A 25,939-nucleotide genomic window follows, 5' to 3' on the forward strand; every position below is an offset into this window, starting at 1 on the left:
CGGCTTTGCCTGCCCCACGCCTGCTCTCGCCAAACACTGAACCAACGAACTGCGCAAGCCAGCACGTGACTTGGCGCGGGAGGATTTATTCGTCCCGAGCCTTTCCCATATAGATCGAGGGCAATCGAAATGGCCAATTTCAACAAGTCGGACCTGGAGTTCATTCTCAAGCAAATCTTCATCGCAGAAGCGCATGCCGACGGCGCCAGCCTTAGTGATTTGCTACCCAACAGTCAGGTGCCATACGGCCTGCGAACCGTCGATGGCAGCTACAACAACCTGGTCGCCGGACAAAGCGAATTTGGCGCTGCGGACAATTCCTTCCTGCGCCTGCTTGACGCTTCGTATCGTGCGTCGTACGCCGGGACAGGGACGGTGGTCGATCCGCAGCCACGGATTATCAGTAACCTGATCAACGACCAGACCGCCAACAACCCGGCCGCTGTCGCTGCGAACGGTGGTGCTGACCCAGTGATCAGCCCCGGTCTGGACGGCGTGTTCGGCACGGCCGACGACAAGGAAGTATTCTTCATCCCCAACGAGTCGCCGGACGCCGGCCTGACCGCCGGCTTCAACTCGTGGATGACCTTCTTCGGCCAGTTCTTCGACCACGGCCTTGATCTGCTCAGCAAGAGCAGTACTGACGTTGTGTTTATTCCGCTGCAGCCGGACGATCCGTTGTTTGTGCCGGGCAGCCCGACCAACTTCATGGTGCTGCCACGTGCAGTGCGTACGGCCGGCGCGGACGGAATTGTCGGCACTTCCGATGATGGTCAGCCCAACACCACCTCACCGTTCGTAGACCAGAGCCAAACATACAGCTCGCACCCGTCGCACCAGGTGTTCCTGCGTGAGTACGTCCTCAACGCGGCCGGTGACCCTATTGCAACGGGGCGCTTGATTACCAACCGCGATCTCGGCGCTGATGGCAAATTCGGCACGGCCGATGATGGCGACGGCGAAAGCGGCGGCATGGCGACCTGGGCAGTGGTAAAAGCCCAGGCCCGTGACATTCTCGGCATCAACCTGACCGACCTCGATGTGCACAACGTGCCGTTGCTCGCGACTGATGCCTATGGCAGCTTCATCCGGGGGCCGAACGGTATGCCGCAGGTGGTGATGCGCACCAGTAACGGTACCGACGGTATTGCCGGGACGGCTGATGACGTCACGCAACTGGTCGAAGGCAACCGGGATGCGCCGATCAGTCTGGCCAACGCCGTAAGCACCGGACATGGTTTCCTCGACGACATCGCCCACAATGCCGCGCCGGTCGTCGTCGGTGGGGTTCTGCAAGCGGATGCCGACGCCGATGTCGGCAATGCGCAGCCCGTGGGTGCGGGCGGCAACAACCTGACCTATGACAACGAACTGCTCGACGCCCACTACATTGCCGGCGACGGCCGGGCGAACGAAAACATTGGCCTGACCGCCGTGCACCATGTGTTCCACTCCGAGCACAACCGCCTGGTCCAGCAATCCAAGCAAACCATCCTGGCCGCCGGCGATCTGGCGTTTCTCAATGAGTGGCTGGTGGACGACGTCGCCGCAATGCCTACGACACTCGCCGAAATATCAGCCTTGGTGTGGGACGGCGAACGCCTGTTCCAGGCCGCCAAGTTCGGCACCGAGATGCAGTACCAGCACCTCGTCTTCGAAGAGTTCGCGCGGACCATTCAGCCGCAGGTTGACGCATTCCTTGCCCCCAACGGGTATGACACCTCGATCAACCCGGCCATCCTCGCCGAGTTCGCCCATGTGGTGTATCGCTTCGGTCACTCGATGTTGACCGAGACCGTCGATCGTTTCGACCCCGAGTTCAATCCGCTGCTCACTGACCCGAACAACCCGGATTCGCAACTCGGTCTGATCGCGGCCTTCCTCAACCCGCTGGCATTCGCCGGCAGTGGCGCTACTGCAGACGAAGCGGCAGGGGCGATCATTCGCGGTGTGACCCGCCAGCTCGGCAACGAGATCGACGAGTTCGTCACCGAAGCGTTGCGCAACAATCTGCTCGGTCTGCCCCTCGATTTGCCGGCCTTGAATCTGGCGCGTGGTCGCGACACGGGTATCCCGACCTTGAATGAGGCGCGGCGTGAGTTCTACTCATCAACCGGCGACAGCCAACTCAAGCCGTACATCAGTTGGGCAGACTTCGCGGACAACCTCAAACACCCCGAGTCGTTGGTCAACTTCATCGCAGCCTATGGCACGCATGAAACGATTACGGCGGCGACCACGCTGGCAGACAAACGCGCTGCAGCCCTGGCGCTGGTATTCGGTGGTGATGATGCGCCGGCTGACCGCCTGGACTTCCTCAACAGTACCGGTGCCTATGGCAACGTAACGCTGGCCGGCAAGGATGGGCTGCTGGGTACTGCCGACGACGTGGCGGGTGTAACGATCACGGGCGTCGACGATATCGACTTCTGGGTCGGTGGCCTCGCCGAGCAGAAGATGCCGTTCGGCGGTATGCTCGGTTCGTCGTTCAACTTCGTGTTTGAGACCCAGATGGAGGCGTTGCAGGACGGCGACCGCTTCTACTATCTGTCACGTACCGCGGGCCTGAACTTCGGCACCGAGTTGGAAAACAACTCCTTTGCCAAGCTGATCATGCTCAACACCGATGTCACACACCTGTCGAACACCGTGTTCCTGACGCCTACTTACACCCTGGAAGTGAATCAGGCCAATCAGTTCACTGGCCTTGGCGCGGGCAGCGCCGATCCAACTGGCGGCCTCATGATCAACGGTGTGGAAATCGTGCCGCTGGTGATCCGCGATAACCCCGACACCGTGGGGGCGGACAGTAATTATCTGCAATATACCGGCGAAGACCATGTCGTCCTGGGTGGCACCGCTGGCAATGACATCATCGTCTCCGGTGAGGGCGATGACACCCTTTACGGCGACGGTGGCAACGACCGCCTCGAAGGCGGCGCCGGCAACGATGCGGTACTGGGCGGCGCGGGCGATGACATCATCACCGACTCGTTCGGTGACAACCGTCTGGAAGGTAATGCCGGTAACGATGTGATCGTCGCCGGTAGCATGCTGGTTGGCGGCAACCTGATCCTGGGGGGCGATGGCCAGGACTTCATCATCACCACCGAAGACATCAGCACCACCTTCGGCGGTCAGGGTGACGATTTCATCCTCGGTGCCAAGACCAACCTGCCAGCTACGGGCAATGAAGGAGATGACTGGATCGAAAGCGGCACCCAGGACGGCGCGCCAGGCGATAACGCCTCGCCGTTGCTCAATGATGACGTGATCGGCAACGATATCTTTGTCGGTGGTGGTGGCTTCGACGAAATGATCGGCGAGGGTGGCGATGACATCTTTGTCGGCAGTGATGCCCAGGACAATATGGACGGCATGTCCGGTTTCGACTGGGTGACTTACAAAAATGACAGGGTCGGCGTGACCGTTGACCTGACCATGGCCACGCTGGCGCAACCACACGGCAACGCGCCAAACCAGAACAACGGGCCGTTCAATCCGGTCGGTGCCTCGCCGACCTCGATCCTCGACCGTTTTGCCGAGGTCGAAGGCTTGTCCGGTTCGCAATTTGGCGATGTGCTCAAGGGCGATAATGTTGATGCGGTCACGATTGCCGACCACGGCGGGACCACGGGCAGTGCGCTGACCAATGTGGCGTTGATTCGCGGACTGGAGCAATTCCTGGCCGATGCCGGCTTGCCGACCACTGGTTTTGCCACGGGCAATATCATCCTCGGAGGCAATGGCAGTGACCTGATCGAGGGGCGTGGTGGCGATGACCTGATCGATGGCGACAAATGGATCAACGTCAGAATTGCGGTGTATGGCCCCAACGACGTCAACCATACCGGCCCTGAAATCGCCACCTTCGACAGCATGGTCGACATGATTCCGTTCATGATCGACGGCACCTATAACCCAGGTCAGCTCAAGGCCGTGCGGGAAATCCTGCCCGGCACTTCGACAGGCGGGGCGGCTTTCGACACTGCCGTTTTCTCCGGCCTTCAGTCTGAGTATGTGGTGACGCGTGACACCCGAGGCACGGCCAATGTGGCGGACGATGTCTGGACAGTGACCGATACCGAAGCGGGTCGCGACGGCACCGATACCTTGCTGCATATCGAACGCCTGCAGTTCGCCGATACCCAGCAAGTGCTGGTGCCGGATCTGAACGCACAACCGTTGGGCAGACCGACCGTCGCGGATGGAAACGGCGGCGCGATCACAGTGGGCGACACATTGACGGTGAGCATGGCCGGAGTGCGCGATTCCGACAACATCACGGTGGGTAACCCGCAGGGTTTCGTCAATAATGCCTCGGTGTCCTACTATTGGCAGTTCGAAGCCGACCCCGGCACCGGCGTGTTCGAAGACATCATCCAGCTGCCAGCGGGTGACCTGGCGTTCCAAAGTGCCGACGGCACCACGTTCAAGGTCTCGCCGGATCTTGCCGGGCTGGCACTGCGGGTCAAAGCGATCTACCAGGATGGTCACGGCACGACTGAAGTGGTGTTCTCGCAACCGACTGATGTGGTGGCTCCCGGCGAGCCGGTTGTGCCGACGGCGCAGACACCGGTAGTCAATGCCACTGCGGGGGGCGAGGGCCTTAACATGGTCCGCTCCGACCTCAACTTCATCCTTGATCAGATCAAGATTGCCGAGGCTGATGCGGCCGGTCAGGACATACTCTCGCTGATCCCGAATATCCGCGCGCCGTTGGGCCTGCGTGCGGTCGACGGCTCGAACAACAACCTGATGAACCTCAACGGCATCAACAACACCGAGTTTGGTGCCGCGGATAACACCTTCCCGCGCTTGACCGATCCGGTCTTCAATCCGGCGGAAGGTGCTCCTGCCGGCTTCTTCGGCCCCGGCTCGCCGGCCATTCCGGGATCGTCGTATCAGCAGAACAGCGGCTTTGTGTTTGACTCGCAGCCGCGCACGATCAGTAATCTGATCGTCGACCAGACGTCGAACAACCCGGCGGCCTATGCCACTGCTTACGACCCGGGTGCGGACGGTGTGCTCAACTTCGGCGCAGAGGGGAACGACGACGTGCTCAAGGATGGCACTCGAATAGTCGCCAGCCCCGGCATGGATGGTCAGTTCGGTACTGCCGACGACCATGATGTGTACCTGTTCGAGAACACCGCGTCGGACGCAGGGTTGTCCGCGCCGTTCAACGCCTGGATGACCTTCTTCGGGCAGTTCTTCGATCACGGTCTGGACCTGGTGACCAAAGGCGGTTCGGGCACGATCTTCATCCCGCTGCAACCGGATGATCCGCTGTATGTGCCCGGTGGCAACACCAACTTCATGGTGCTGACCCGCGCGACCAACCTGCCCGGGGCGGATGGCGTTCTCGGCACGGCCGACGACATCCATGAGCACACCAACACCACGTCGCCATTCGTGGATCAAAACCAGACCTACAGCTCGCACCCATCACACCAGGTTTTCCTGCGCGGTTATGAGCTGACCGACAACGGCCCCATCGCGACCGGCAGATTGATCACTAACCGTGACCTGGGGGCGGATGGCAAGTTTGGTACCGCAGACGACACCGAAATCGGTGGTATGGCGACCTGGAAAGTGGTCAAGGCGCAGGCCAACGACATTCTGGGTATCCGCCTTACCGACGCCGACGTCGACAACTCCCCGCTGTTGGCGACCGACGCTTATGGCAATTTCATCAAGGGGCCGAACGGCTTCCCGATGGTCGTGATGAAGGGCGCTGACGGTCTTGGTGGCACGGCTGATGACGTCCTTGTCGAAGGCAATCCGCTTGACCCCATTAGCCTGACCAACGCTGTGCGTACCGGTCACCAGTTCCTCGCCGACATTGCCCACAATGCAGCGCCGGTGTTCAGCGGTGGCGTGCTCGTGCCTGACGCGGATTCGGATACTGGCAACGCAGTGCCGTTCAATCCGCAGACCGGGGCCAACCTGGCCTACGACAACGAGTTGCTCGATGCGCATTACATCGCTGGCGACGGCCGGGTCAACGAGAACATCGGCCTGACCGCGGTGCATGCGATCTTCCACTCCGAGCATAATCGGCTGGTCGCGCAGACCAAGGACACCGTGCTTGATTCGGGTGACGTAGCCTTCCTCAACGAGTGGCTGCTCACTCCGGTGAGCGCTTTGCCCGCCAACCAGGCTGAGATCGATGCGCTTGTGTGGAATGGCGAGCGCTTGTTCCAGGCTGCCAAGTTCGGCACCGAGATGCAGTATCAGCACCTGGTGTTCGAGGAGTTTGCGCGGACCATCCAGCCCAACGTTGACCTGTTCTTTGCTCCGACCCAGGTCTATGACGTTGACCTCGATGCCTCGATCGTCGCCGAGTTCGCCCATACCGTGTACCGGTTTGGCCACTCGATGCTGACCGAGACCGTCGATCGCTTCGACGTCGACTTCAACGTGATCGGCGATCCGAACAGCGCTGATCCTGATCAGCAACTCGGCCTGATCGCGGCGTTCCTCAACCCGTTGGCGTATGCCGCCAGTGGCGTGACGCCCGAAGATGCGACCAGTGCGATCGTGCGTGGGATGACTCGGCAAGCCGGTAACGAAATCGACGAGTTCGTCACCGAGGCGCTGCGCAACAACCTGCTCGGCCTGCCGCTCGACCTGCCAGCGATCAACATTGCCCGTGGCCGCGATGTGGGGATTCCTTCGCTCAATGCGGTCCGCCGCGACATCTACAGCCAAACCGGTGATACCCAACTCAAGCCTTACATCAGCTGGGTCGACCTGGTGCAGCACCTCAAGCATCCAGAGTCGTTGATCAACTTCATCGCAGCCTATGGCACGCATAGCACGATCACGGAGGCGACCACACTGGAAGCCAAACGCGCTGCAGCCATGGCGCTGGTATTTGGTGGTGATGATGCGCCGGCTGACCGCTTGGACTTCCTCAACGGAACCGGTACCTGGGCCAACGTCACGCTGGCCGGCAAAGATGGGGTGATGGGAACTGCCGACGATCTGAAGGGAGTGACGATCACGGGCGTAGATGCCATCGATCTCTGGATCGGCGGCCTGGCCGAAGAGAAAACCCCGTTCGGCGGCATGCTCGGCTCGACCTTCAACTTCGTGTTCGAGAACCAGCTGGAAAAACTGCAGGACGGCGACCGCTTCTACTATCTGGAGCGTACGGCTGGCCTGTCGATGAATGCCGAACTGGAAAGCAATTCGTTCGCCAAGCTGATCATGGCCAACACCTCGGCTACGCACTTGCCGGGCCTGGTGTTCTCGGACCCTGGTTTCTATCTGGAAAGGGACCAGAGCAAGCAGTACAACGATGGCCTGGGCAACGCTGATCCGCTTGGCGAGAACGGCGAGCAGGTCGTGTTCCGCGACAACCCGCTGACCGCAGGACCGGACACCAACTACATCAAGTACACGGGTGATCAGCACATCGTGCTGGGCGGCACCAACAATGCCGACATCCTCATCGCCAGTGAAGGCGATGACACGGTCTGGGGTGACGGCGGCAACGATGTCATCGAAGGCGGTGACGGCAACGACCAACTGCGCGGTGGCGCCGGCGACGACATCATCACTGACCGCGGCGGCGACGATAACATCCAGGGGGGCGACGGCAACGACGTGCTGCACGGTGGCAATGGCGTCAACCTGATCATCGGCGGGTTCGGCAATGACTTCATCGTGACCGGCGAGGACGCCTCCGAGGCTATTGGTGGCCACGGCAACGACTTCATTCTGGGCAGCAAAGCCAACGAACAGGACATGGGTAACGAAGGCGACGACTGGATCGAGAAGGGCACGTCGGACGGTGCGCCTGGCGACAACTTCGACCCGCTCGGCAACGACCCGATAATCGGCCACGATGTGTTCATCGGCGCTAGCGAAAACGACAAGTTCAACGGCGAGGGCGGCGACGACATCATGGTCGGCAGTCTCGGCCTGGGTGACCGCTATATCGGTGGCTCCGGCTATGACTGGGCAACCTTCAAGGGGCTCGCCCAGGGCGTGACCATCGACTTCACCGATCGCTTTTTCGATGTTCCGCCGGTGCCGGGTTCGGGGGCTTCGGCGCTGGTGCGGTTCGACATCATGGAAGGTTTGTCGGGTTCATCGCACGGTGACTACCTGCGCGGTGATAACGAAGATGCCACAACACTGCCTGGCGCCGGTGCAACTGGCAGTGTGCTGACCAATATCAACCTGATCGACGGCCTGGTTGATCTTCTGCCCGCCGGAGCAACGTTCTTCGACGGCGGCAACATCATCCTCGGCGGCAGCGGCAGCGACCTGATCGAAGGTCGCGGTGGTGACGACATCATCGATGGTGACAAGTGGCTGAACGTGCGTATAAGCGTGCGGGAAAATGTCGATGGTACTGGCGAGGAAATCGCCACGTTCGACAGCATGGAGCCGCTGGTGCCGTTTATGTTGAACGGTACTTACAACCCGGGCCAGTTGGTCATCGTGCGGGAGATTCTGACCGGCAATGACAGCTACGACACTGCATTGTTCTCCGGTAATTTGGGGGAATACGGCATCGAGATCGATGGCGACACTGTCATCGTGACCGACTCGGTGGCGGGGCGTGATGGCGTCGATCGCCTGACAGGCATCGAGCGTCTGCAGTTCGCTGACGTGGCGCAATCGTCCGGAGTGGGCACCGCTCAAAACAACGACCCATCGGGTCACCTGGCAATCCTCGATGCTGCAACCGGTGTGCGTGACGAAACGCCTGTTGCCGGCCAGTTGCTGCGAGTCAGTGATCGGGCGGTACACGACGCGGACAACCAAAACGGGACCAACCCGACGGGTGCGGTGACTGGCGGGGTGGCTTACTACTGGCAGGTCGAAACCATTGCCGGCACGGGCGTTTATGATGACATCACCTCCCTCGCTGCGGGCGAGGCAACGCGGGCGATCGGCACCACCTACCGGGTGACGGACGATGTGGCAGGTCTGAACATCCGCGTCCGGGCGGTGTACCAGGATGCCAAGGGCACGCTGGAGATCGTCGATTCGTCCGGGAACAGCACACCGACCGAAGGGCCGACCGTTACCGGGCTTGCCGTGCAGAACCAGCTGTTGACCGCTGACCCGTCGAGCATCATCGACCTCGATGGCCTGAGCAATCCGCAGTTCACCTATCAGTGGCAGGCGAACGACGGGCTTGGCTTCGTCAACATCGCCGGCGCTACCGGTAGCACGTTCGCGCTTGGCCAGGCTCAGGTCGATCAGGAAGTGCGCGTGGTCATCGGTTACGTAGATGCGTTCGGTGTGGCCGAAAGCGTTTCGTCCAACATCCTGGGGCCGGTGGAAAACGTCAACGATGCTCCGACTGCAGGGCCAACCTTAACCGGGCTTGCCGTGCAGAACCAGGTGTTGACCGCTGATCCGGCGAGCATCATCGACGTCGATGGCTTGAGCAATCCGCAGTTCACCTACCAATGGCAGGCGAACAACGGGTCTGGCTTCGTCGACATCAACGGCGCTACCGGTAGCACGTTCGCGCTTGGCCAGGCTCAGGTCGGACAAGCAGTGCGCGTGGTCATCGGTTACGTGGATGACTTCGGTGCGGCCGAAAGCGTTTCATCCAACACCCTGGGGCCGGTGGCCAACGCCAATGATGCACCGACAGGCGCATTGCTGATCAGCGATACGACACCGAATCAAGGGCAGGTGCTAACCGCGCTGACGGGCGAGATTGTCGATGCGGATGGGCTGGGCACCTTCAGCTTCCAGTGGCAGCAAGGTGTCGGTGTGTCCTTCACTGACATCAACGGTGCGACTGCTGCGACCTTCACCCCGGGTGCGGCGCAGGGCAATCTGCAACTGCGAGTGATCGTGCGCTACACCGATGGCTTCGGCACGCTGGAGTCGGTGACCTCTGCGGCGACGGCGGCAGTAACGGTACTGAGTGGCGTGGTCCTGCAGGGCAATGCGTTTGCGAACACCCTCACCGGCACTGCGGGTAACGATGTGCTGATTGGCCTGGGCGGGAGCGATACGCTGAATGGCCTGGCCGGTATCGACCAGTTGTTTGGCGGCACGGGCAACGACATCCTCAACGGCGGAGACGACAACGACGTCCTCAATGGCGAGGACGGCACCGACACCCTCAACGGTGGACTCGGCGCGGATACCATGAACGGCGGTGCCGGCAACGACACGTTTGTGGTCGACAACGTCGGTGACCTTGTCACCGAGGCGCTGGGTGGTGGTACCGATCTGGTGCGGACCAGTCTGACGAGCTACCAGCTCGGTGCCAACGTCGAGAACCTGACCTATACGGGAACCGCAAACTTCACCGGTACCGGTAACGCGCTAGCCAACATCATCACCGGCGGGGTGGGTAGCGACCTCCTCAATGGCGGTGCAGGTGCTGACCGGTTGGTGGGGGCGCCGGCAACGATACCTATGTCGTCGACGCAGCCTTGGACGTGGTGGTCGAGGTGTTAGGTGGCGGTACGGACACCGTGCAGACCTCGCTGGCCAGCTACACGCTGGGCGCTAATGTCGAGAATCTGACCTACACCGGAGTCGGCAACTTCGTCGGCAACGGCAACGGGTTGAACAACGTCATCACCGCCGGAGCGGGTAATGACACCCTCAATGGTAACGACGGCAACGACCAACTGTTCGGTGGCATTGGCACCGATACCCTGAACGGCGGTAATGGCGATGACAGCCTCGACGGCGGTGATGGGGCGGATGTCTTGAATGGTGGATCAGGCAACGACACGCTGCTCGGTGGTGACGCTAACGACATATTGTTGGGTGGAACCGGCATTGACTTTATCGATGGCGGAATTGGCAACGATACGGTCACTGGCGGTGCCGGTAACGACATGATGGTTGCCAGCAGTGGCAACGATATCTTCATGTTCGCAGCGGGCTTCGGGGCCGATCAGATCATCGGCTTCGATGCCGACGCGGTGGGAGGCCAGGACCGGCTCGATATTTCCGCGTTCGGCGTCACTGCTGCGACCTTTGCCGGCATCGTTATCATCACCGATATCGGTGCGGATACCTTGATCAGCTCCGCAGGGCCTGAATCCATCCGCCTGGTCGGTGTGGCCGATGCAACAACCGTCACTGCCGCAGACTTCATTCTGGCCACTTGAGGTTCTGATCAACAATGTCGCAGGGAGCGTGGACATCGGAGGGGAGGGCAATGGATGCCCTCCGTTTTTTTTAAAACTCTGGCCGTTTGTTCGGCCGAAAATGCGTGAACCACTCTGCCACGCCGGTATGTCGGTTCGTGGGAAACGCTCGATCAACATTTGACCAGGGAATGGAAATAGGGGAGCCCGACCTTGAACATTTCAACGACCTGCGCCATGAGCAGCCTGTTGGTTTCGCTCACCGCTTCTGCTACCGGGATCATTCCGGTCTTCGAGCTGGACTTCACCCGATCCGCAACAGAAACGCTGCAAAAAATGGGCATCAACGACGCTTGTATTATTGCCGCTTCACATCCCGCTGAATTTACCTACTGCCGAGAAGGATCTTCAACGCTCTGGAAGTATCAGGCGTTGGATCTAGAGCAACAGGCGGCGATCCAAATTGGCCAAACGCGGTCTTCGATGGATCATCAGCGAATTACTGTCGCGCAATTCAATAGCACTGCCTGCGAAGAAGATCACCTTGAGCCAGTGGTAAACCCGGCGATTGGTCTTGGATTTGTCCTCGGCCTGTTCACCCTGTTTCTGTTGATCGGTTTTCGACGCGCCCGCCACCTGTAATCCAAACGTGATGAATGCTTCCCACGGACTCTTGACTGCTGAACAAGCTGATAAGACGCCGGGCTGTTCCTGTCGCAAAAATCCTGGAGCAACGCAGCCTGGCGTTCCGGCCTTTTTTCACCACCAGGCAAGGTGGCCTGGTGCAGGTCAAGCGGATGATGGAGCGGTGCGGCGGGGTGTTCAGTGGGGAAAGTAGCGAGGGCGACGGCACGGTGTGTCCGCCTGTTGTTCAAGCGAATTCCCTGAATATGGGGAAGAACTTTACCCAGTAGCGGGTGCCATGCCCCAGTCGCTTTTTGGGCATGGCAAATTGATGTTGATAAGCCATTGTTCTGCTGGGTATTGATGCTTTGTATAGAACATTACGAATCTGGCGAACTCCTTGCACTCCTCCCATTACCCCCTTCACGATTTAGAGGCGGCTGGTGATGGACAGAAAAGCGCGGCACCCCTGCAAATGGTTTGGTCTCCTGACGCCCCTGAGCGTCCTTCTGACAATGACGCTCGGCACAACAAACCTGCGCGCCAGCCCGATCGACGACGAACGACAGCCCGAACCCTCCGACCCTTCAGCGTACTACGACGAACCGACTGACAAAGTAGGCGCCTTGAACGCCATTTTGACCATGCCCCCGGCTAACCTCGATTCCTTCGACTTGCCGGGTGGCGTCAAAGGCAGCAAAGACACCACGCGCAAGGAAAACATCCTGCCGCCAGCGCTGCAGACCAGTTTCAATTACCCCACCAACGGAAAACCCAGTCCGCTGTATGGTGCTCTGCCGTTCACTCAACCACTGGCGCTGTTCGAAGAATTCGGTGTGGAAAAACTCGACCCCACCACCCCGGCGGCACTGTTGCCGTTTCCACCCGCCGCCATTGGCCCGCTGCCACAACAAGATCCCACCAGCGTCGCACGCAGCGCTCCGCCGAGTGCGGCGCTCGACGCGTTCTTGCGTCAACCAGGCCTGACTCCGTTCCCCAGCCAGTATTCCAACGTGGTCGACCGCAACCCTTGGCAGAAGCAGATTGAATTTTTCCTCAACCGCCGTATCGGCTCGTCGGCTGAAGGCCGTCCGCCAGGAAAAGGCTGGTCGCACCAACGCTGGAACGAGTTTTACCCGCAGGTGGCCTACAAGACCGTGCAAGCCGGCGCACGGGTGAATACCGGTTTGCGTGACAGTCGCCAGATGCACCGCTATGCCGTGGGTGAGTTCGGTCCCAGTGGTCTCTATTACAACGTGGCTGGCGTGCCAGCGACAGCTGGCACCTCCAAAGGATTTGAACCGCGTTTTCACCCGAAAATGCCGGTGCAGAAACACAACTCGGTCTGGACCTTCGACGGCACCTTGCCGCCAAAATTGCTCATGGTGCGGTACGGGCAACCTGTGTTGATGCGTCATTACAACGGCTTGCCGATCGACCCGTCGGCGAACATGGGTTTTGGTCTGCACACCATCACCACCCACGAACACAACGGCCACGTACCGGCGGAAAGCGACGGTTACACCAATGCGTTTTTCTTCCCTGGGCAATTCTACGACTATCGCTGGCCGATCCAGTTGGCCGGTTACGACAGCATCAACACCAAGGCTGAAGACCCGCGTGCAGCGTTTCCGTGCTCGCCGGGCGAAACCCTGTGGACTAACGACCTCGCCCCCGGCCGCAAAACCTGCGACAACGGGATGATCAAAATCCGCGGTGACTGGCGCGAAACCATGAGCACCCACTGGTTCCACGACCACATGCTCGATTTCACCGCGCAGAACGTCTACAAGGGCAACGCGGCGATGATGAACTACTACAGCGCCCTGGACCGCGCCAATGAATCGGTGAATGACGGCGTCAACCTGCGCCTCCCCAGCGGCAGCGCCTTGCCCTGGGGTAACCGCGACTACGACGTCAACCTGATGTTTGCCGACAAGGCGTGGGATAAGAACGGTCAACTGTGGTTCAACCCCTTCAACACTGCCGGCTTCCTCGGTGACCAGGTGCTGGTCAACTGGAAGTGGAAACCAACCTTGGACGTCCGTGCCCGCAGCTATCGGTTCCGTATGCTCAACGGCTCCGTGTCGCGCTACTTCAAGATGGCGCTGGTGCGCGAGATCAAGGGCACCAGCGGCGAGTTCCAAGGGCCTGTCGGGTCGGGCGTGTCGTATGCCCGGGTGCCGTTCCACCTGATCGCCAACGACGGCAATATCATGGAACACGCCGTGCCGTTCGACGGCACCATGGACCTGGATGCCGACGGTGACAAACAGAACCACAACGCGATCCTGCCAACCCTGGGCATCGCCGAGCGTTTCGACATCATCGTTAACTTCTCGAAAAACGGGATCAAACCAGGCGACAAGCTGTTCTTCGTCAACCTGCTGGTGCACCAAGACGGCAAGGGTCCGGAAGAACCCGTCGCCCTGGCTGACGTGCTGTCCGAGAAGTACCGGGCGATCATCAAGCAAACCAGCAAGGGGCCAAAGTGGGAGGACGGTGATCCGGCGGTAGGCAAGGTGTTGCAACTCAACGTCAAGGCTTACACCGGTCAGGACCTGGCCATGGACCCGGCCGCTTATGAGCCGGCCAAACCGGGCAAGGCTGAAGGCCTGTTTATGATCCCGCTGAAAATCCATCGCGACAATGCGGCCGATAAGGCGCTGCTGGCTCAGGCTCGTCACCGCACCTTTACCTTCGGCCGTTCTGATGGCACCGATGAAGCACCCTGGACGGTCAAGACCGACGGCGGTTTCGGGTTTCGCATGGACCCACGTCGGCTGAACACCTCGACCAAACTGGCCAGCGGTCCGACCGACGCCGGCGCCACGGGCTTCGGCACGCTGGAAGTGTGGCACATCAAGGGTAATGACACGGGCTGGGGCCACCCGGTGCACGTGCACTTCGAGGAAGGGATCATCCTCAGCCGTGGCGGCAAGCCACCACCGGAATGGGAAAAATGGGCACGCAAGGACGTGTATCGCGTCGGTTCGGAAAAGGATGGTACGGACAATGTCGAGATTGCGATCCAATTTCGCGAATTCGCCGGCACCTACATGGAGCACTGCCACAACACTCAGCATGAGGACAACTCAATGCTGTTGCGTTGGGACGTTGAAAAACCCGGGCAAGTGCAGTTGATGCCGACTCCGTTGCCGAGCTGGGATGGCGTGCGTTACGTGAACTCCGCTGCGCTGCCAACCTTCCGCACCGGCGACGGCTACGGTACCAAAGCAGCGGTCACACCATGATCCGCAGGGGAGCCGACATGACATCAACTACGCCGCGCTCCCGCGCCCTGGGCATGCACCTGATTTTGCTGCTGGTCACCGGCGTGCTGGCCGCTTGGCTGCTGCTCGCTCATGAAGGTGCACCGTCGCCCACGGAATCGGCGACACCCTGGGGCGGCGATTACTTCCCCAACACCTTGCTGACCGATCAGGACGGTCGGCAGGTGCGTTTTTTCGAGGACCTGATCAAGGGCAAAGTGGTGGTGATCAACTTCATCTTCACCACGTGCAGCGACTCCTGTCCGCTGGAAACCGCGCGCCTGCGCCAAATGCAACAGTTGCTCGGGGACCGGGTCGGGAAGGATATCTTTTTCTACTCGATCAGCATCGACCCGCTGAGCGATACCCCCGAGGTGCTTAAAGCCTACGCCCAGCGCTTCAAGGTGGGACCGGGCTGGCAGTTTCTCACCGGCGAATTCGAGGCCGTTACCGACCTGCGAAAAAAACTCGGGCTGTTTATCGAAGGCGTCGACAACGGACGCAGCAAGGATCACAACCTGAGCCTGATCGTTGGCAACCAGAGCACCGGTCGCTGGATGAAAGCCTCGCCGTTCGAGAACCCGTGGATCCTCGCCGATCAGTTGGCCAATACCTTGCAGAACTGGAAGCAGGCCAGTGCCGAAGGGAGCTACGCCAATGCGCCCGAGATTCGTCCGCCGAGCAACGGAGAAGAATTGTTTCGCACCCGTTGCGCGTCGTGTCACAGCCTCGGGCCGCAAGACGGGCAGGGCATCGGCATGCGCAGCATCGGCCCGGACCTTATCGGCGTGACCCGTCAGCGAGACCCCGTCTGGCTCAATCGCTGGATCCGCGAACCGGACCGCATGCTTGCCGAAAAGGACCCGATTGCGCTGGAACTGTTTGAGCGCTTTGACAAGATTCCAATGCCCAACCTGCGCCTGGATGAAGACGCAGCGCAGTCCATCATGGATTTTTTGCAGGAAGAAACTGACCGTCAACAATCGTTGCAGGCGGCGCAGTTGCAATAGCAGCTGAATACAATCATTGAGCCGTCGGGCTCGATCAATGCCACCTGCACTGATCCGATGAAAAGGCTTCGTCCAGTACTCAGGAGCCACCCATGCAGATACTCCAGCGCCAAAAAGTACCTGCGCTGCCGCACACGGCGGCAGGAGAAGGCACGGGCTTGCGTGGCCAGTTCAATCTGCTGCGCTGGTTTTCCCTGGGCAGTTTTTTCATCATCGCCGCCGTGGCGCTGGGGCTGGGTTATATATCTACGCGCTTCGTCGTCGAGGAAAGCATCGAGCGCGATTCCATGCTGACCGCGCAATTCATTCAGGCCATTGGTGATGCCGAAATCCGCCACGCCTCGATTACCCCGAACAGAACCATGGGCGAAATGCTCGATCCTCGAGGTGACAATTCCTATTCCGACGTCGATCCGGGCTCTCGTGCGGCTGCCCGCACAGAGTTTCTCGATCATGTCGCACACTTGCCGGACACGCTGTTGGCGGTGGTGTACGCTCTGGATCGCACGGTGGTCTGGTCGACCAACCCGGAGTTGGTCGGCGTGCGCATTGAAAATGATAAGGAGCTGGACGAATCCTTTGAGATGAAGGAAACCGTGTCCACCAGCTACCACCAGATCGATGAAGAACGTCCCGAACAGATGCTGCTGCGCGAACCCAAGTACTTGTTCATCGAGAACTACATCCCGATGTTCAATGCCGACAAAAGCAAAGTGATCGCCATGGTGGAGATCTACAAAGAACCTGCGGACCTGGTGGCGCGCATCCAGCGTGGTTTCAAGTCGATCTGGCTGGCGACCCTGCTTGGTGGTGTCGTCATTTACCTCGCGCTATTCTGGATTGTCTGGCGTGCGTCCGAGCTGCTCGAGAGCCAGCAGAAACAGTTGATCGCCAACGAAACCTTCGTGGCGCTGGGTGAAATGTCCTCGGCCGTGGCCCACAGTTTGCGCAATCCGCTGGCGAACATTCGATCGAGCGCCGAACTGGCCCAGGAAATCGCCAGCCAGAATACGCAAAAGAACATCGGCGACATCATCAATCAGGTCGATCGCATGTCGCGTTGGGTTCGTGAATTGCTGATGTCGTTGCGGCCGATGAATGACGACTATGAGGCGGTGGATCTGGTATTGATCATTGATGACACCCTGGGTGCCTTCGACGCGCTGATCAAACGCTCCGGCGTTGAAGTCCGTTTCACACCCAAGGTCTGCCCGCCAGTGGTTAGTCAGCAGGTGTTGCTGACGCAAATTCTCAATAGCCTGATTGCCAACGCCCTGGAAGCCATGCCCAGGGGCGGCGTGCTGAGTATCGAGATTGAATCGCCGCAGACGGGCCATGTGTGCATGATCCTGAGCGATACCGGCAAGGGCATGACCAAGCAACAGCAACAAATGGTCTTCAAGCCGTTTTTTACCACCAAACAAGGCGGGTTGGGCGTAGGCCTGGCCCTGGTCAAAAGGATAATGGAACGCTTAGAGGGCTCGGTCGAGCTGACCAGCCAGGAGCAGGCAGGAACCCGCGTTTGTCTCAACTTTAAAGTGGCAACGGGGGGAGAGTACGGAGCACAGCATACCGCTGGTCGAGGATGATGGAGCGCTCATGGCGGGTTCTCACGGCGGATCAGGTGTATCGTCATAAGGGATGAGATTAGCTCAGCCTGTTGCGCAATGACCGCCCTGACCTAAGCTTTGGTCAAGGCGGAACACAATTGCGGTGCGTCACCCGGAACGATCGCCGCGATGCGCAATCATTAGAGCGTGGATATCAAAAGGAGATGCGCATGCTCATCAGGTCTTTGACCCTGACTACCTTGCTGGCTTTCGCCGGCCCCTTGCTTGCCGCCGAAGACGGCTCACCGCTGGACAATGACAAAGGCAGATCCCGGCCACTGATTGTGATTGCTTCGAGTACCGTTGACCCGGTCTGGGTGAGCCTGAAAAAGGCGATGGACGATCCGGCCAACAAGGATGGCGTCAAGCAACGCAATATCAGGGTGTACACCGTGCTGAACATGTTCGGTCAGCTCGACGGCAAGGATCTCGGCCAGCAGGACACCATGGCGCTGATCCGCTCGCTGAAACTCGGCGCGGGGGCGTTTCCCAAAGTCATCCTGGTGGGCAAGGATGGCGAGAAGAAGTTCGAGAGTTCGGGGGATGAATCAAAGTCGGTCGACTTGAAGAAGATTTTCGACACCATCGACGCCTTGCCAGCCGCCGAAAAAGAAGCCGCACCGCCGACAGTCGCAACGCCCGTCGTCGCCGAACCGGCCGCCAAAGGCGCCAAGGGTGCAAAACCGGGAAAACCGGCCAAGCCTCCTGAAATGCCTGACGATTGAATCCCTATTGACCCCGGGTGAGCAGACTCCGATTCTTGTAAACGTCGCCACCCACTGTGGGCGCGAGCGTGCTCGCGAAAGCGGTCTGACAGGCAACCTTGATGTTGGATGTGCCAGCTCCTTCGCGGGTAAGCCCGCTCCCACAGGGATGCCCTTTTGGCACAAGGGTTGGGGGCGTTACCAGTTGTAGCGATAGCCGACCGTCAGCGCCCAAGGCTGTTCGATATCGTTGCCTTTGGTGTAGCCCGCTTCGGCGAAGAAGTTGTGTTTTTCAACCGCCGTCACAGTGACGCCACCCGCTACCTCGGCTCGTGAACCCGGCAAGCGGCTGTCGAGTTTTGCCCCGTTGACGTTCACTGTGCTGTCGCCTGCATGTTCGGTGATCCAGGCGGCCTTGACGTAAGGTTTCACCGCAACGCCATTGCCTGGCTGCAGATTTCGCCCGAACGCCCCGCCAACACGGCTTTGCAGCGAAACCATCGAATCCTGTTTAACGCTCAGGCCATTGCTCGCCGTGTAGCTGCCGCCACTGATGCGCGCTACCTGCAGCCCCGCTTGGGGTTCAACGAACCAGCCCTGGCTTAGGTCGATAGTCTTGCCGAGTTGAACGTCAGCACTCACGGCGTGGTTCTTGTAGCGCGCCTTGACCTTGTCGCCGAGGTTGCTGGTGATGTCGACGTCATTGTTCAGGTGGCTGTATTTCAGCGCGCCATCGACATACATCCCGCTGCGGTCCAGATAGGCGGCATAACCCCCCAGCGTCGCGCTGTCGATCGTGCCATTGCTGGCCTCGCCAAAGTTTTGCCGCGCCTGACCCTTGCCGAGCAAGCCGCCCACATACAGCCTACCGTCGGCAAAGGACAGGGCCGTGTCGGCGCCGATTTCCAGGCCGTTGACCTGTTGCTGGAACGCGCGACTGGCACCTGTGTCCAGGCGTTGTTCAGTGCCATAGCCACGGATCCACAGACCTCCCTGATCCTTACCCGAACGAAGATCGCCAAAATGCTGGGTCGTCGCATTCATCTGCGCGCCGATCAGCGCAGCGGAGGCGGCGTGGCTGGCGACCGCCGCGTTGGCGCCTTTGCTGAGAACTTTTGCCTGAGGAACAGGGTGAGTCTGGATCGGTTGCGGCGTTTGCGGTGGCGGGGCGATGACTGGCTTGTCTGGCTGTTCAGTGACGGGTGGGGTCACCGGGTTGACTGGATCGACCGTATCGATCGGATCTACCGGATCTACGGGATCTACGGGATCTACGGGATCTGCCGGATCTATGGGATCTACCGGATCTACCGGATCCAGATCAGGAATGTTGTCGCCTGGTTTGGCCAGGAACCAATCGTCGTCGTGCTGTTGCAGGGTGTAGCGGTAGGCGCCGGCATCGACGGTCCCGCCATGGAGTTTAAAATCACCGCTGCCACCGTTGCCATCCACCAGCATCAGTTGCTGCTGCTCGCCGCTCGGCGCGTTCCCGGAGTCGGCAACCACCAGGGTGTGGCTGTCGCTGATCGGCCCTTGCACCTTGATCAGGTCGCCTTGCAGTGAGGCCAGGTCCGTGTTCATCAGGAAGCTGCCATTGCCGGTCAACGGGCCTTTAATCGTCAGCGTGTGAAAACCGTTGATGGCCGGATCGGCGAACGTGACTTGACCGGTGATATGGTTCGCGCCGCCCAGCACTGCATCACCCTTGAGTCGCAGAACACCACCCGAATTGATCGTTGTGTCACTGGCTTCGGCCAGGTCGCCGAGCACCATGAGGCCACCCTGATTGACGGTGGTGAAGTGGATATGCGGGCCAGCCCCACTATCCATCATCCCGCCCTGATTGACCACGGTGTTGATGACCGAGGCGTTCTCGCTGAGGGAAAGTTCGCCACCGTCATTGACCGTCGTGCGGTCGGCATTGCCGTTTTCGTAAACGGTCATCTGACTGTTGTTGACGAAAGTGTTCTTGGCGGTGGCATCGGTATACACCCACATAGTGCCGCCTTTGAGCTGGGTATCACTGACCACCGCGTTCTGCGCCACCTCCAGGTTGCCGTCGTTGACGATGGTGCGCAGGGCTGTGGCTGAACCGACGACGACCATGGTGCCGTTTTCAACGACGGTGCTGAATGCCGCCGCAGAGTCATAGACACTCAGCCTTCCACTGCCATCGACTGTGGTGCCGTTCGCGCGCCCGCCGTCCAGAAGTTGGATGAACCCATTGCTCACGGTGCTATCGGTCAGAGTGCCGCCCGTACCGACGTAAATCGTCGAGCCATCGTTCACCGCTACATTGGCCTGAGGCGTTGTCAGGCAGTTGAGCGAGTCGCAGCTGGCAGCAAAGGCGCCGGCAGGCGCGCAGCCCAGCATCAACAATGCCCCGGACAGGGAGACACGAGAAAACGGTACACCAAAAGTAAACATAACGATCCGCCGACTGCATGGAAATGAGCGCGGATTCTCCGGGTGTGGGCGAGGCGGATAACGCAGCCGCTTCCTATCTTTTTGTAGGACGCGTCCTACAAAAGTCGACCGTTGAGGTGCTCTTGAAGGCTGTTTTGCAGGCGTTGCATCTGCTCGGCAAAGGCCTGATGCAGGCGACTCAGGGCGTCTAGCGGAATCGACTGGCCACACGCCTGCTCCAGTTCCTCGCAAGCGCTGATCAGCGGCGCCGCGTGGATGATCCGCGCGCTGCCGAGGATCTTGTGACTGCGCCGCCCCATGGCGCTGTAATCGCCAGCGGCATACAGCGCCTGCATGGCGTCGAAGTCTTCCTGATTAGTGCGCAGCACCGTGGCCAGCAACTGGCGAGTCATGGCCGCATCACCCGCCGTAATATCGCTGACCTTCGAGATATCGAAGCAGGGAGCCGCCGCCTGTTGCACTTGTTCGACCTGGCGAAGATAGCGCTCAAGTGCCGAGCGGGTGACGGGTTTGAACAGGCAGTCGTTCATGCCGGCATCCAGGCAGCGCTGGATTTCCTGAGGCTGAGCATTGGCCGTCAGTCCGACCACATGGGTTGCAGTTCGTCCTTCCCGGGCCTCGACCGACCTGAGTTGGCGGGTCATCTGGTCGCCGCTCATTTGCGGCATGTTACAGTCGGTGATCACGTAGTCGAAGATTTCCCGGTCCCACACCCGCAATCCCTCGAGCCCGTTCTCGGCGCACGTCACGCGCATGCCCAGCGACTCCAGTTGACGTTGCAGCACCACGCGGTTGAACTCGTGATCTTCGACGATCAGGATATCGCGCGCTGGCAGCGGTGCCAGGTGTTCAGTGCTGTCCAAAGGCACCGGAGCGTCGTCAGGCGCCGGGTCCGCGTCGAGTTCCAGGGTAAAACACGAGCCTTGTCCCGGCGCGCTGACGCAGCTCAGTCGCCCGCCCATCAACTGCGTCAATTGCTGACAGATCGCCAGGCCCAGCCCCGTACCGATCTGCAACTCGCTGTCGCTGGATGCGAACTGGGTATAGGGCTGGAACAGCCGCTCGCGCTGTTTATCATCCATGCCGACACCGGTGTCTTGAACCCTCAGGCGCACGTGGGCGAGGTCGCCTTGCGGTTCAATCAACAGCTGCACCATCACCGAACCTTGCGGAGTGAATTTGATCGCGTTGCTGATCAGGTTGGACGCAATCTGGCGGAACCGCAGCGAGTCCAGCTCCACCGCGGTATCGAGCCCTTGGTTGATGAATTCCAGCGCGACGTTTTTCTGCTGCGCAAGGCTGGCGAAACTCTGAATCACCGTGCTGACCAATCGCTCGGGATGGCAGGTGCCGCTGCGCAGCTCGAACTTGCCGGATTCGATTTTCGACAGATCAAGAATTTCGCCGATCAGCTCCATCATGCCGCTCGCGGACTTTTGTGCGATGTCGATCAGCTGCGCGTCGGAGCGATGGTCGCGCATCAGTTCGAGCACGCCGATCAAGGCGCTCATCGGCGTGCGGATCTCATGGCTCATCACCGCGAGGAAGTGACTCTTGCCCCGGTTGGCTGCTTCTGCCAGGTCCTTGGCCTGATGCAGTGCGTGCTGCAAATGCTGCTGTTCGGTAAGGTCGATCCAGCCGCCGATCACCCCGGTCATGGTGCCGTCGGAATCGCGGTAGGGCAGGGCCCAGTGGTAAATGTGGTACGTCTTGCCGTTGACGGTCATGGTGAAGTTGTCGAAGGACGGCTCGCCGCTGTCGAGCGTCGCGCGATGAATGCGCTTGTAGCTCCAGGCGTCGTCGGGGGCAAGAATGTTTGCTTCGATCAGGCCTTTGCCCTGCACCTGCTCCAGTTCGATTTCCATCACTTGCAGGTAGGCGCGGTTGCAGGTCAGCAGCAAGCCTTGGCGGTCGCGCACGTAAATCGGATGCGGCGTGCCGTCCACCAGCACTTTCATGAACTCCAGTTGGTCATTCAGGGCTTTTTGCGCTTTCTGACGTTCGGCGATTTGCCGGCGCAAGCCGAGGTTCCATGCCAGGATCGCCAGCACTACCACCAGTAGCCCCAGCACCGCTTTATAGAACCAGCTTTTGTAAGCGCTCCAGCCGCCCTGGCTCTCCTGCGGGTTCTGCCAGCGGTTGGCCAGGTCGCTGAACTTCTCGGGACGGATATCGAGCAGGGCCTTGTTGAGGATCGAGACCAGTTCGGTATTCTGATTCCCGGTGGCAAAGCCGATCAGCGCGGGTTGGGAGCCGATCACCGAGTCGATCTGCAGTCGGCCACGGAAAAAACGGTCGATCAGGTACGTCGCGCCCAGTTGCGGCTGGATGACGCCCTCGACCCGGCCTTCAGCGAGCAATTCATACGTCTCGATGGGCGCGTCCACTGAGACCTGTTGAATGTCCGGCCACTCGCGTTCCAGCCAGTTGGCGGCGGCCGAGCCTTTGACGAGCGCGACTGGCCGGCCTTTCATGCCCGTCAGGCCCGAATGCTCGGGTTGCGTGCGTGTCACCAGCACAAAGGGGTTGATCACGTAGGGGCGGGAGAACATCAGGCCGGGTTCGCGGCGTTCACTGTAGGTCAGCGCGGCAATGATGCTGACCGGGTCCCGTTGTGCCCGGCTGGTCATGGCATCGACGGAAGTGATTTTGCTCGGACGGAACACCAGCCCCGTTCGGTCATTGATCAGTTCGAGCAAGTCCGCCGCCATACCGCGGAGTTGACCTTCCGCGTCGAAAAAGCTGAAGGGCGAATACAAGTCGTTGGCCAGCACATCGATCTGCGGGTGATCCTTGATCCATTGCTGTTCCACCGGCGTCAATTGCAGACGGCTGTAACCCAGCCTTGGATTGGCGCCGATGCCCCAGCGCCGGGCAATCACGCCGCGTTCCTGGGGGGAAATGTTCGCCAGGGCACTGTTGAGCAGCGTGCGCAACGGCGTGTTCCCGCGCTGTACCGCAAAGCTGAAGCCCAGGCCTTCGGAGTCGCGCTGGATCGTCTGCTTAAGGCTTTGCTGATAGCTGCGCTCCACCAGGTACTGCGCGGAAATGGCGTCGGTGAGCAGCACCATTCCTTCGCCATAGGCAACCCGGCCCAAACCTTCATCGGTCGAGTGCACCGACTCGACCTGCAACTGCGGGAACAATGAGGCAACCCGTTCCCGCTGAATCCAGTCGGGATCGAACAATACGGTAGTGCCGGCCGGGGGGTGGTCTGCGGGCCAGTGCGTACCGAACTTGCTGATCAACACCGCCTGGTCGTAGGCGTAAGGTGCACTCAGCAGCAGATCGGCACGGACGGCTTCGAGGTGATTGATTCGCGGCACCAGATCGACTTCGCCCTGTTGCAGCGCGGCCAGCGCCTGTTCCTGGCTGGCATAGCGATTAACCTGCAAACGTACACCGAGCCCACGGGCCAGCACGTCGAGGTAATCGGCGGAGAGGCCTTCGTAATCCTTTTGATTGGCGGTGATATCCAGCGGCGGCCGGTCGGGCAGATACACGCCAACCCGCAGCACGGCATTTTGATGGAGCCACTGGCGTTGCGCGGCCGTGAGTGTGAGCGCGACGCTGCTGTCCGCGGCGCGGCTGAGCAATGAAAGCGGTTCTGCGCACGCGCTATAGGACAGGAGCATCAGCACGCCCAGCAGCACTCGGCGGATCGCGGTCATGAGTCAGACCAGATCATTGCGTTTGGCAAATTCGATCAGCTCCAGCAGCGTCGAGACGTTGAGCTTTTCCATCAGGCGGGTTTTATAGGTGCTGACCGTCTTGTTGCTGAGCAGCATGTCGTCGGCGATTTCCTTGTTGCTCTTGCCCAGTGCCAGACCGTGCAGCACTTTGAGTTCACGGCGGGTAACGGCGCTCAGGAGCTGCGCATCGTTGTGGGCGAAATCGCTTTTGCGCACCGAATCGAACGTGCTGACCGGAAACCACGTCTTGCCGCTGGCCACGGCTTTGAGCGCGGCGACGATTTCTGCCGGATCATCGATTTTCGACAAAAAGCCCGATGCGCCGGCCCGCAGGCACTGCGCCGCGTAGGCCTGGCTTTTCAGCCCGGTGTGCACCAGCACATGGGCCTGGCTGCCGCCGATGCGCAGCCGGTCAATGACTGCCATGCCGTCGAGTCGCGGGATGTCGAGGTCCAGCACAATGGCATCCGGCTTCAGCTCGAATGCCTTGCTGAGGGCGTCTACACCGTTGTCGCACTCACCGACTATCTCATGGCCCTCACGGGCCAGAATCATCCCGATTGCCATGCGCACCACAGCGTGATCATCGACCAACAGTACTTTCATGGGTCAGCCCTTAATGCTCTGATTCAGCATAGTCCTGTCGCAGATAAGCGGTATGGAGGGCTGATGCGTGGTGGTGGGGTGAGAAAAAAGAGGGCGATGCTACTTGGTTTGGGTGGGGTATGTAATCTTTAACGAGGGGGCCATTGTGCAGCACCACAGGTTTTGCATTGGTCGACAATCGGGTTCAAATCGATCCTCCACAGCGGCTATAAAAACCGCGTGTACCGCTGGGGGCCTGATTTCATTGGTCTCGGAAATTTCCTGCAAGTCCTGTCGGACTTCATGAACTGGTTTCTGTCAGAGCGCGCCGTTAGCCTTCGTCAGCCACCGCAACCATCGCGGTCGGACGTGGGAGTCCGCAACACTGAGGGATCCAGGGACGAAATAACCAATGGCCAGAAAGGAGCCTCGTCTATGAAGAAGTTCGGCAAAAATGATCCGCAACGCCCAACCGATGCCACTCACCTGAAGCTTGTCCCGGCGGGCGACACGACCGAGCACGACACCCGCATTCGAGTGCGCAAGCCCAGACGTTCCGTCCCGATCAACCAGATCTTGTCTGTTGCCCCGGGCGTCGACACCCTCACGCTCTTGCATCAGGCCAGCGAAACCCTTGCGTCGCTGAATGCGGTGCTTGTGAATTTTGCCGTCAAGCTGGATGGCTCGAACAGGGTGATGCTGGGGGCGATTCAGCAGTTGGCGGGGATTGCAGAGTTGTTGGTGGCTCAGGCTCGGGACAATCTTGATCCGAGGAACGATGCGCCTGACGCTCCAGCGCCGACTCGGCACTGAGCCGACGTAATAACGACAATGGGCGACCCCAAAGAGGTCGCCCATTTTTATTGCCAGCATTGACCCCTGTGGCGAGGGAGCTTGCTCCCGTTGGGCTGCGAAGCGGCCC

Annotated in this window: 11 protein-coding genes and 1 pseudogene; 9 read left to right on the forward strand and 3 right to left on the reverse strand. The window is 60.0% G+C overall.

Features of this window, described 5'->3' with window-relative positions; all coding sequences use genetic code 11:
• Positions 1-129 precede the first annotated feature (129 nt).
• From HP062_RS00125 to HP062_RS00150, 8 genes and pseudogenes are all read left to right on the forward strand, one after another.
• Positions 130-10,449 carry a peroxidase family protein gene (locus tag HP062_RS00125; protein ID WP_372242740.1) on the forward strand — a complete coding sequence of 3,440 codons (10,320 nt, stop codon included), beginning with the start codon at positions 130-132 and terminating at the stop codon, positions 10,447-10,449.
• Complete coding sequence (locus HP062_RS31370; protein WP_372242831.1) at positions 10,431-11,114, forward strand: calcium-binding protein; 684 nt, start codon at positions 10,431-10,433, stop codon at positions 11,112-11,114. Before HP062_RS00125 ends, HP062_RS31370 begins: the two co-directional genes overlap by 19 nt.
• Positions 11,115-11,330: 216 nt before the next feature.
• A complete protein-coding gene (locus tag HP062_RS00130; protein WP_158080554.1) occupies positions 11,331-11,735 on the forward strand; it encodes a hypothetical protein in 405 nt (134 codons plus the stop codon).
• 86 nt (positions 11,736-11,821) lie between these two features.
• A pseudogene (locus HP062_RS30845) lies at positions 11,822-11,981 on the forward strand (two-component sensor histidine kinase); the annotation flags it as partial.
• A 182-nt stretch (positions 11,982-12,163) separates the two neighbouring features.
• Complete coding sequence (locus tag HP062_RS00135) at positions 12,164-14,971, forward strand: multicopper oxidase domain-containing protein (RefSeq protein WP_154911529.1); 2,808 nt, start codon at positions 12,164-12,166, stop codon at positions 14,969-14,971.
• 17 nt (positions 14,972-14,988) lie between these two features.
• Positions 14,989-15,999 carry an SCO family protein gene (locus HP062_RS00140; RefSeq protein WP_172790568.1) on the forward strand — a complete coding sequence of 337 codons (1,011 nt, stop codon included), beginning with the start codon at positions 14,989-14,991 and terminating at the stop codon, positions 15,997-15,999.
• Between the two features lie 92 nt (positions 16,000-16,091).
• Positions 16,092-17,588, forward strand: a complete 1,497-nt coding sequence (locus HP062_RS00145) for a sensor histidine kinase (RefSeq protein ID WP_172790569.1) — start codon at positions 16,092-16,094, stop codon at positions 17,586-17,588.
• 191 nt (positions 17,589-17,779) lie between these two features.
• On the forward strand, positions 17,780-18,334 hold the full coding sequence (locus tag HP062_RS00150) for a DUF4174 domain-containing protein (RefSeq protein WP_172790570.1): 555 nt from the start codon (positions 17,780-17,782) through the stop codon (positions 18,332-18,334).
• Positions 18,335-18,511: 177 nt separating this feature from the next.
• Here the strand turns inward: HP062_RS00150 and HP062_RS00155 are convergent, their stop codons facing one another.
• From HP062_RS00155 to HP062_RS00165, 3 genes are all read right to left on the reverse strand, one after another.
• A complete protein-coding gene (locus HP062_RS00155; RefSeq protein ID WP_172790571.1) occupies positions 18,512-20,740 on the reverse strand; it encodes an autotransporter outer membrane beta-barrel domain-containing protein in 2,229 nt (742 codons plus the stop codon).
• A 95-nt stretch (positions 20,741-20,835) separates the two neighbouring features.
• Positions 20,836-24,411: a transporter substrate-binding domain-containing protein gene (locus HP062_RS00160; protein WP_172790572.1), complete on the reverse strand. Its 3,576-nt coding sequence runs from the start codon at positions 24,409-24,411 to the stop codon at positions 20,836-20,838.
• A 3-nt stretch (positions 24,412-24,414) separates the two neighbouring features.
• Positions 24,415-25,038 (reverse strand): response regulator transcription factor, encoded by a 624-nt coding sequence (locus HP062_RS00165; RefSeq protein WP_083377204.1) that lies wholly within the window; start codon positions 25,036-25,038, stop codon positions 24,415-24,417.
• A 414-nt stretch (positions 25,039-25,452) separates the two neighbouring features.
• Here HP062_RS00165 and HP062_RS00170 point away from each other — a divergent pair, with 414 nt between their 5' ends.
• Positions 25,453-25,830 carry a DUF6124 family protein gene (locus HP062_RS00170; protein ID WP_172790573.1) on the forward strand — a complete coding sequence of 126 codons (378 nt, stop codon included), beginning with the start codon at positions 25,453-25,455 and terminating at the stop codon, positions 25,828-25,830.
• Positions 25,831-25,939 lie beyond the last annotated feature (109 nt).

The sequence above is a fragment of the Pseudomonas sp. B14-6 genome (assembly GCF_013260315.1).
GTDB classification, from domain to species: Bacteria; Pseudomonadota; Gammaproteobacteria; order Pseudomonadales; family Pseudomonadaceae; genus Aquipseudomonas; species Aquipseudomonas mandelii.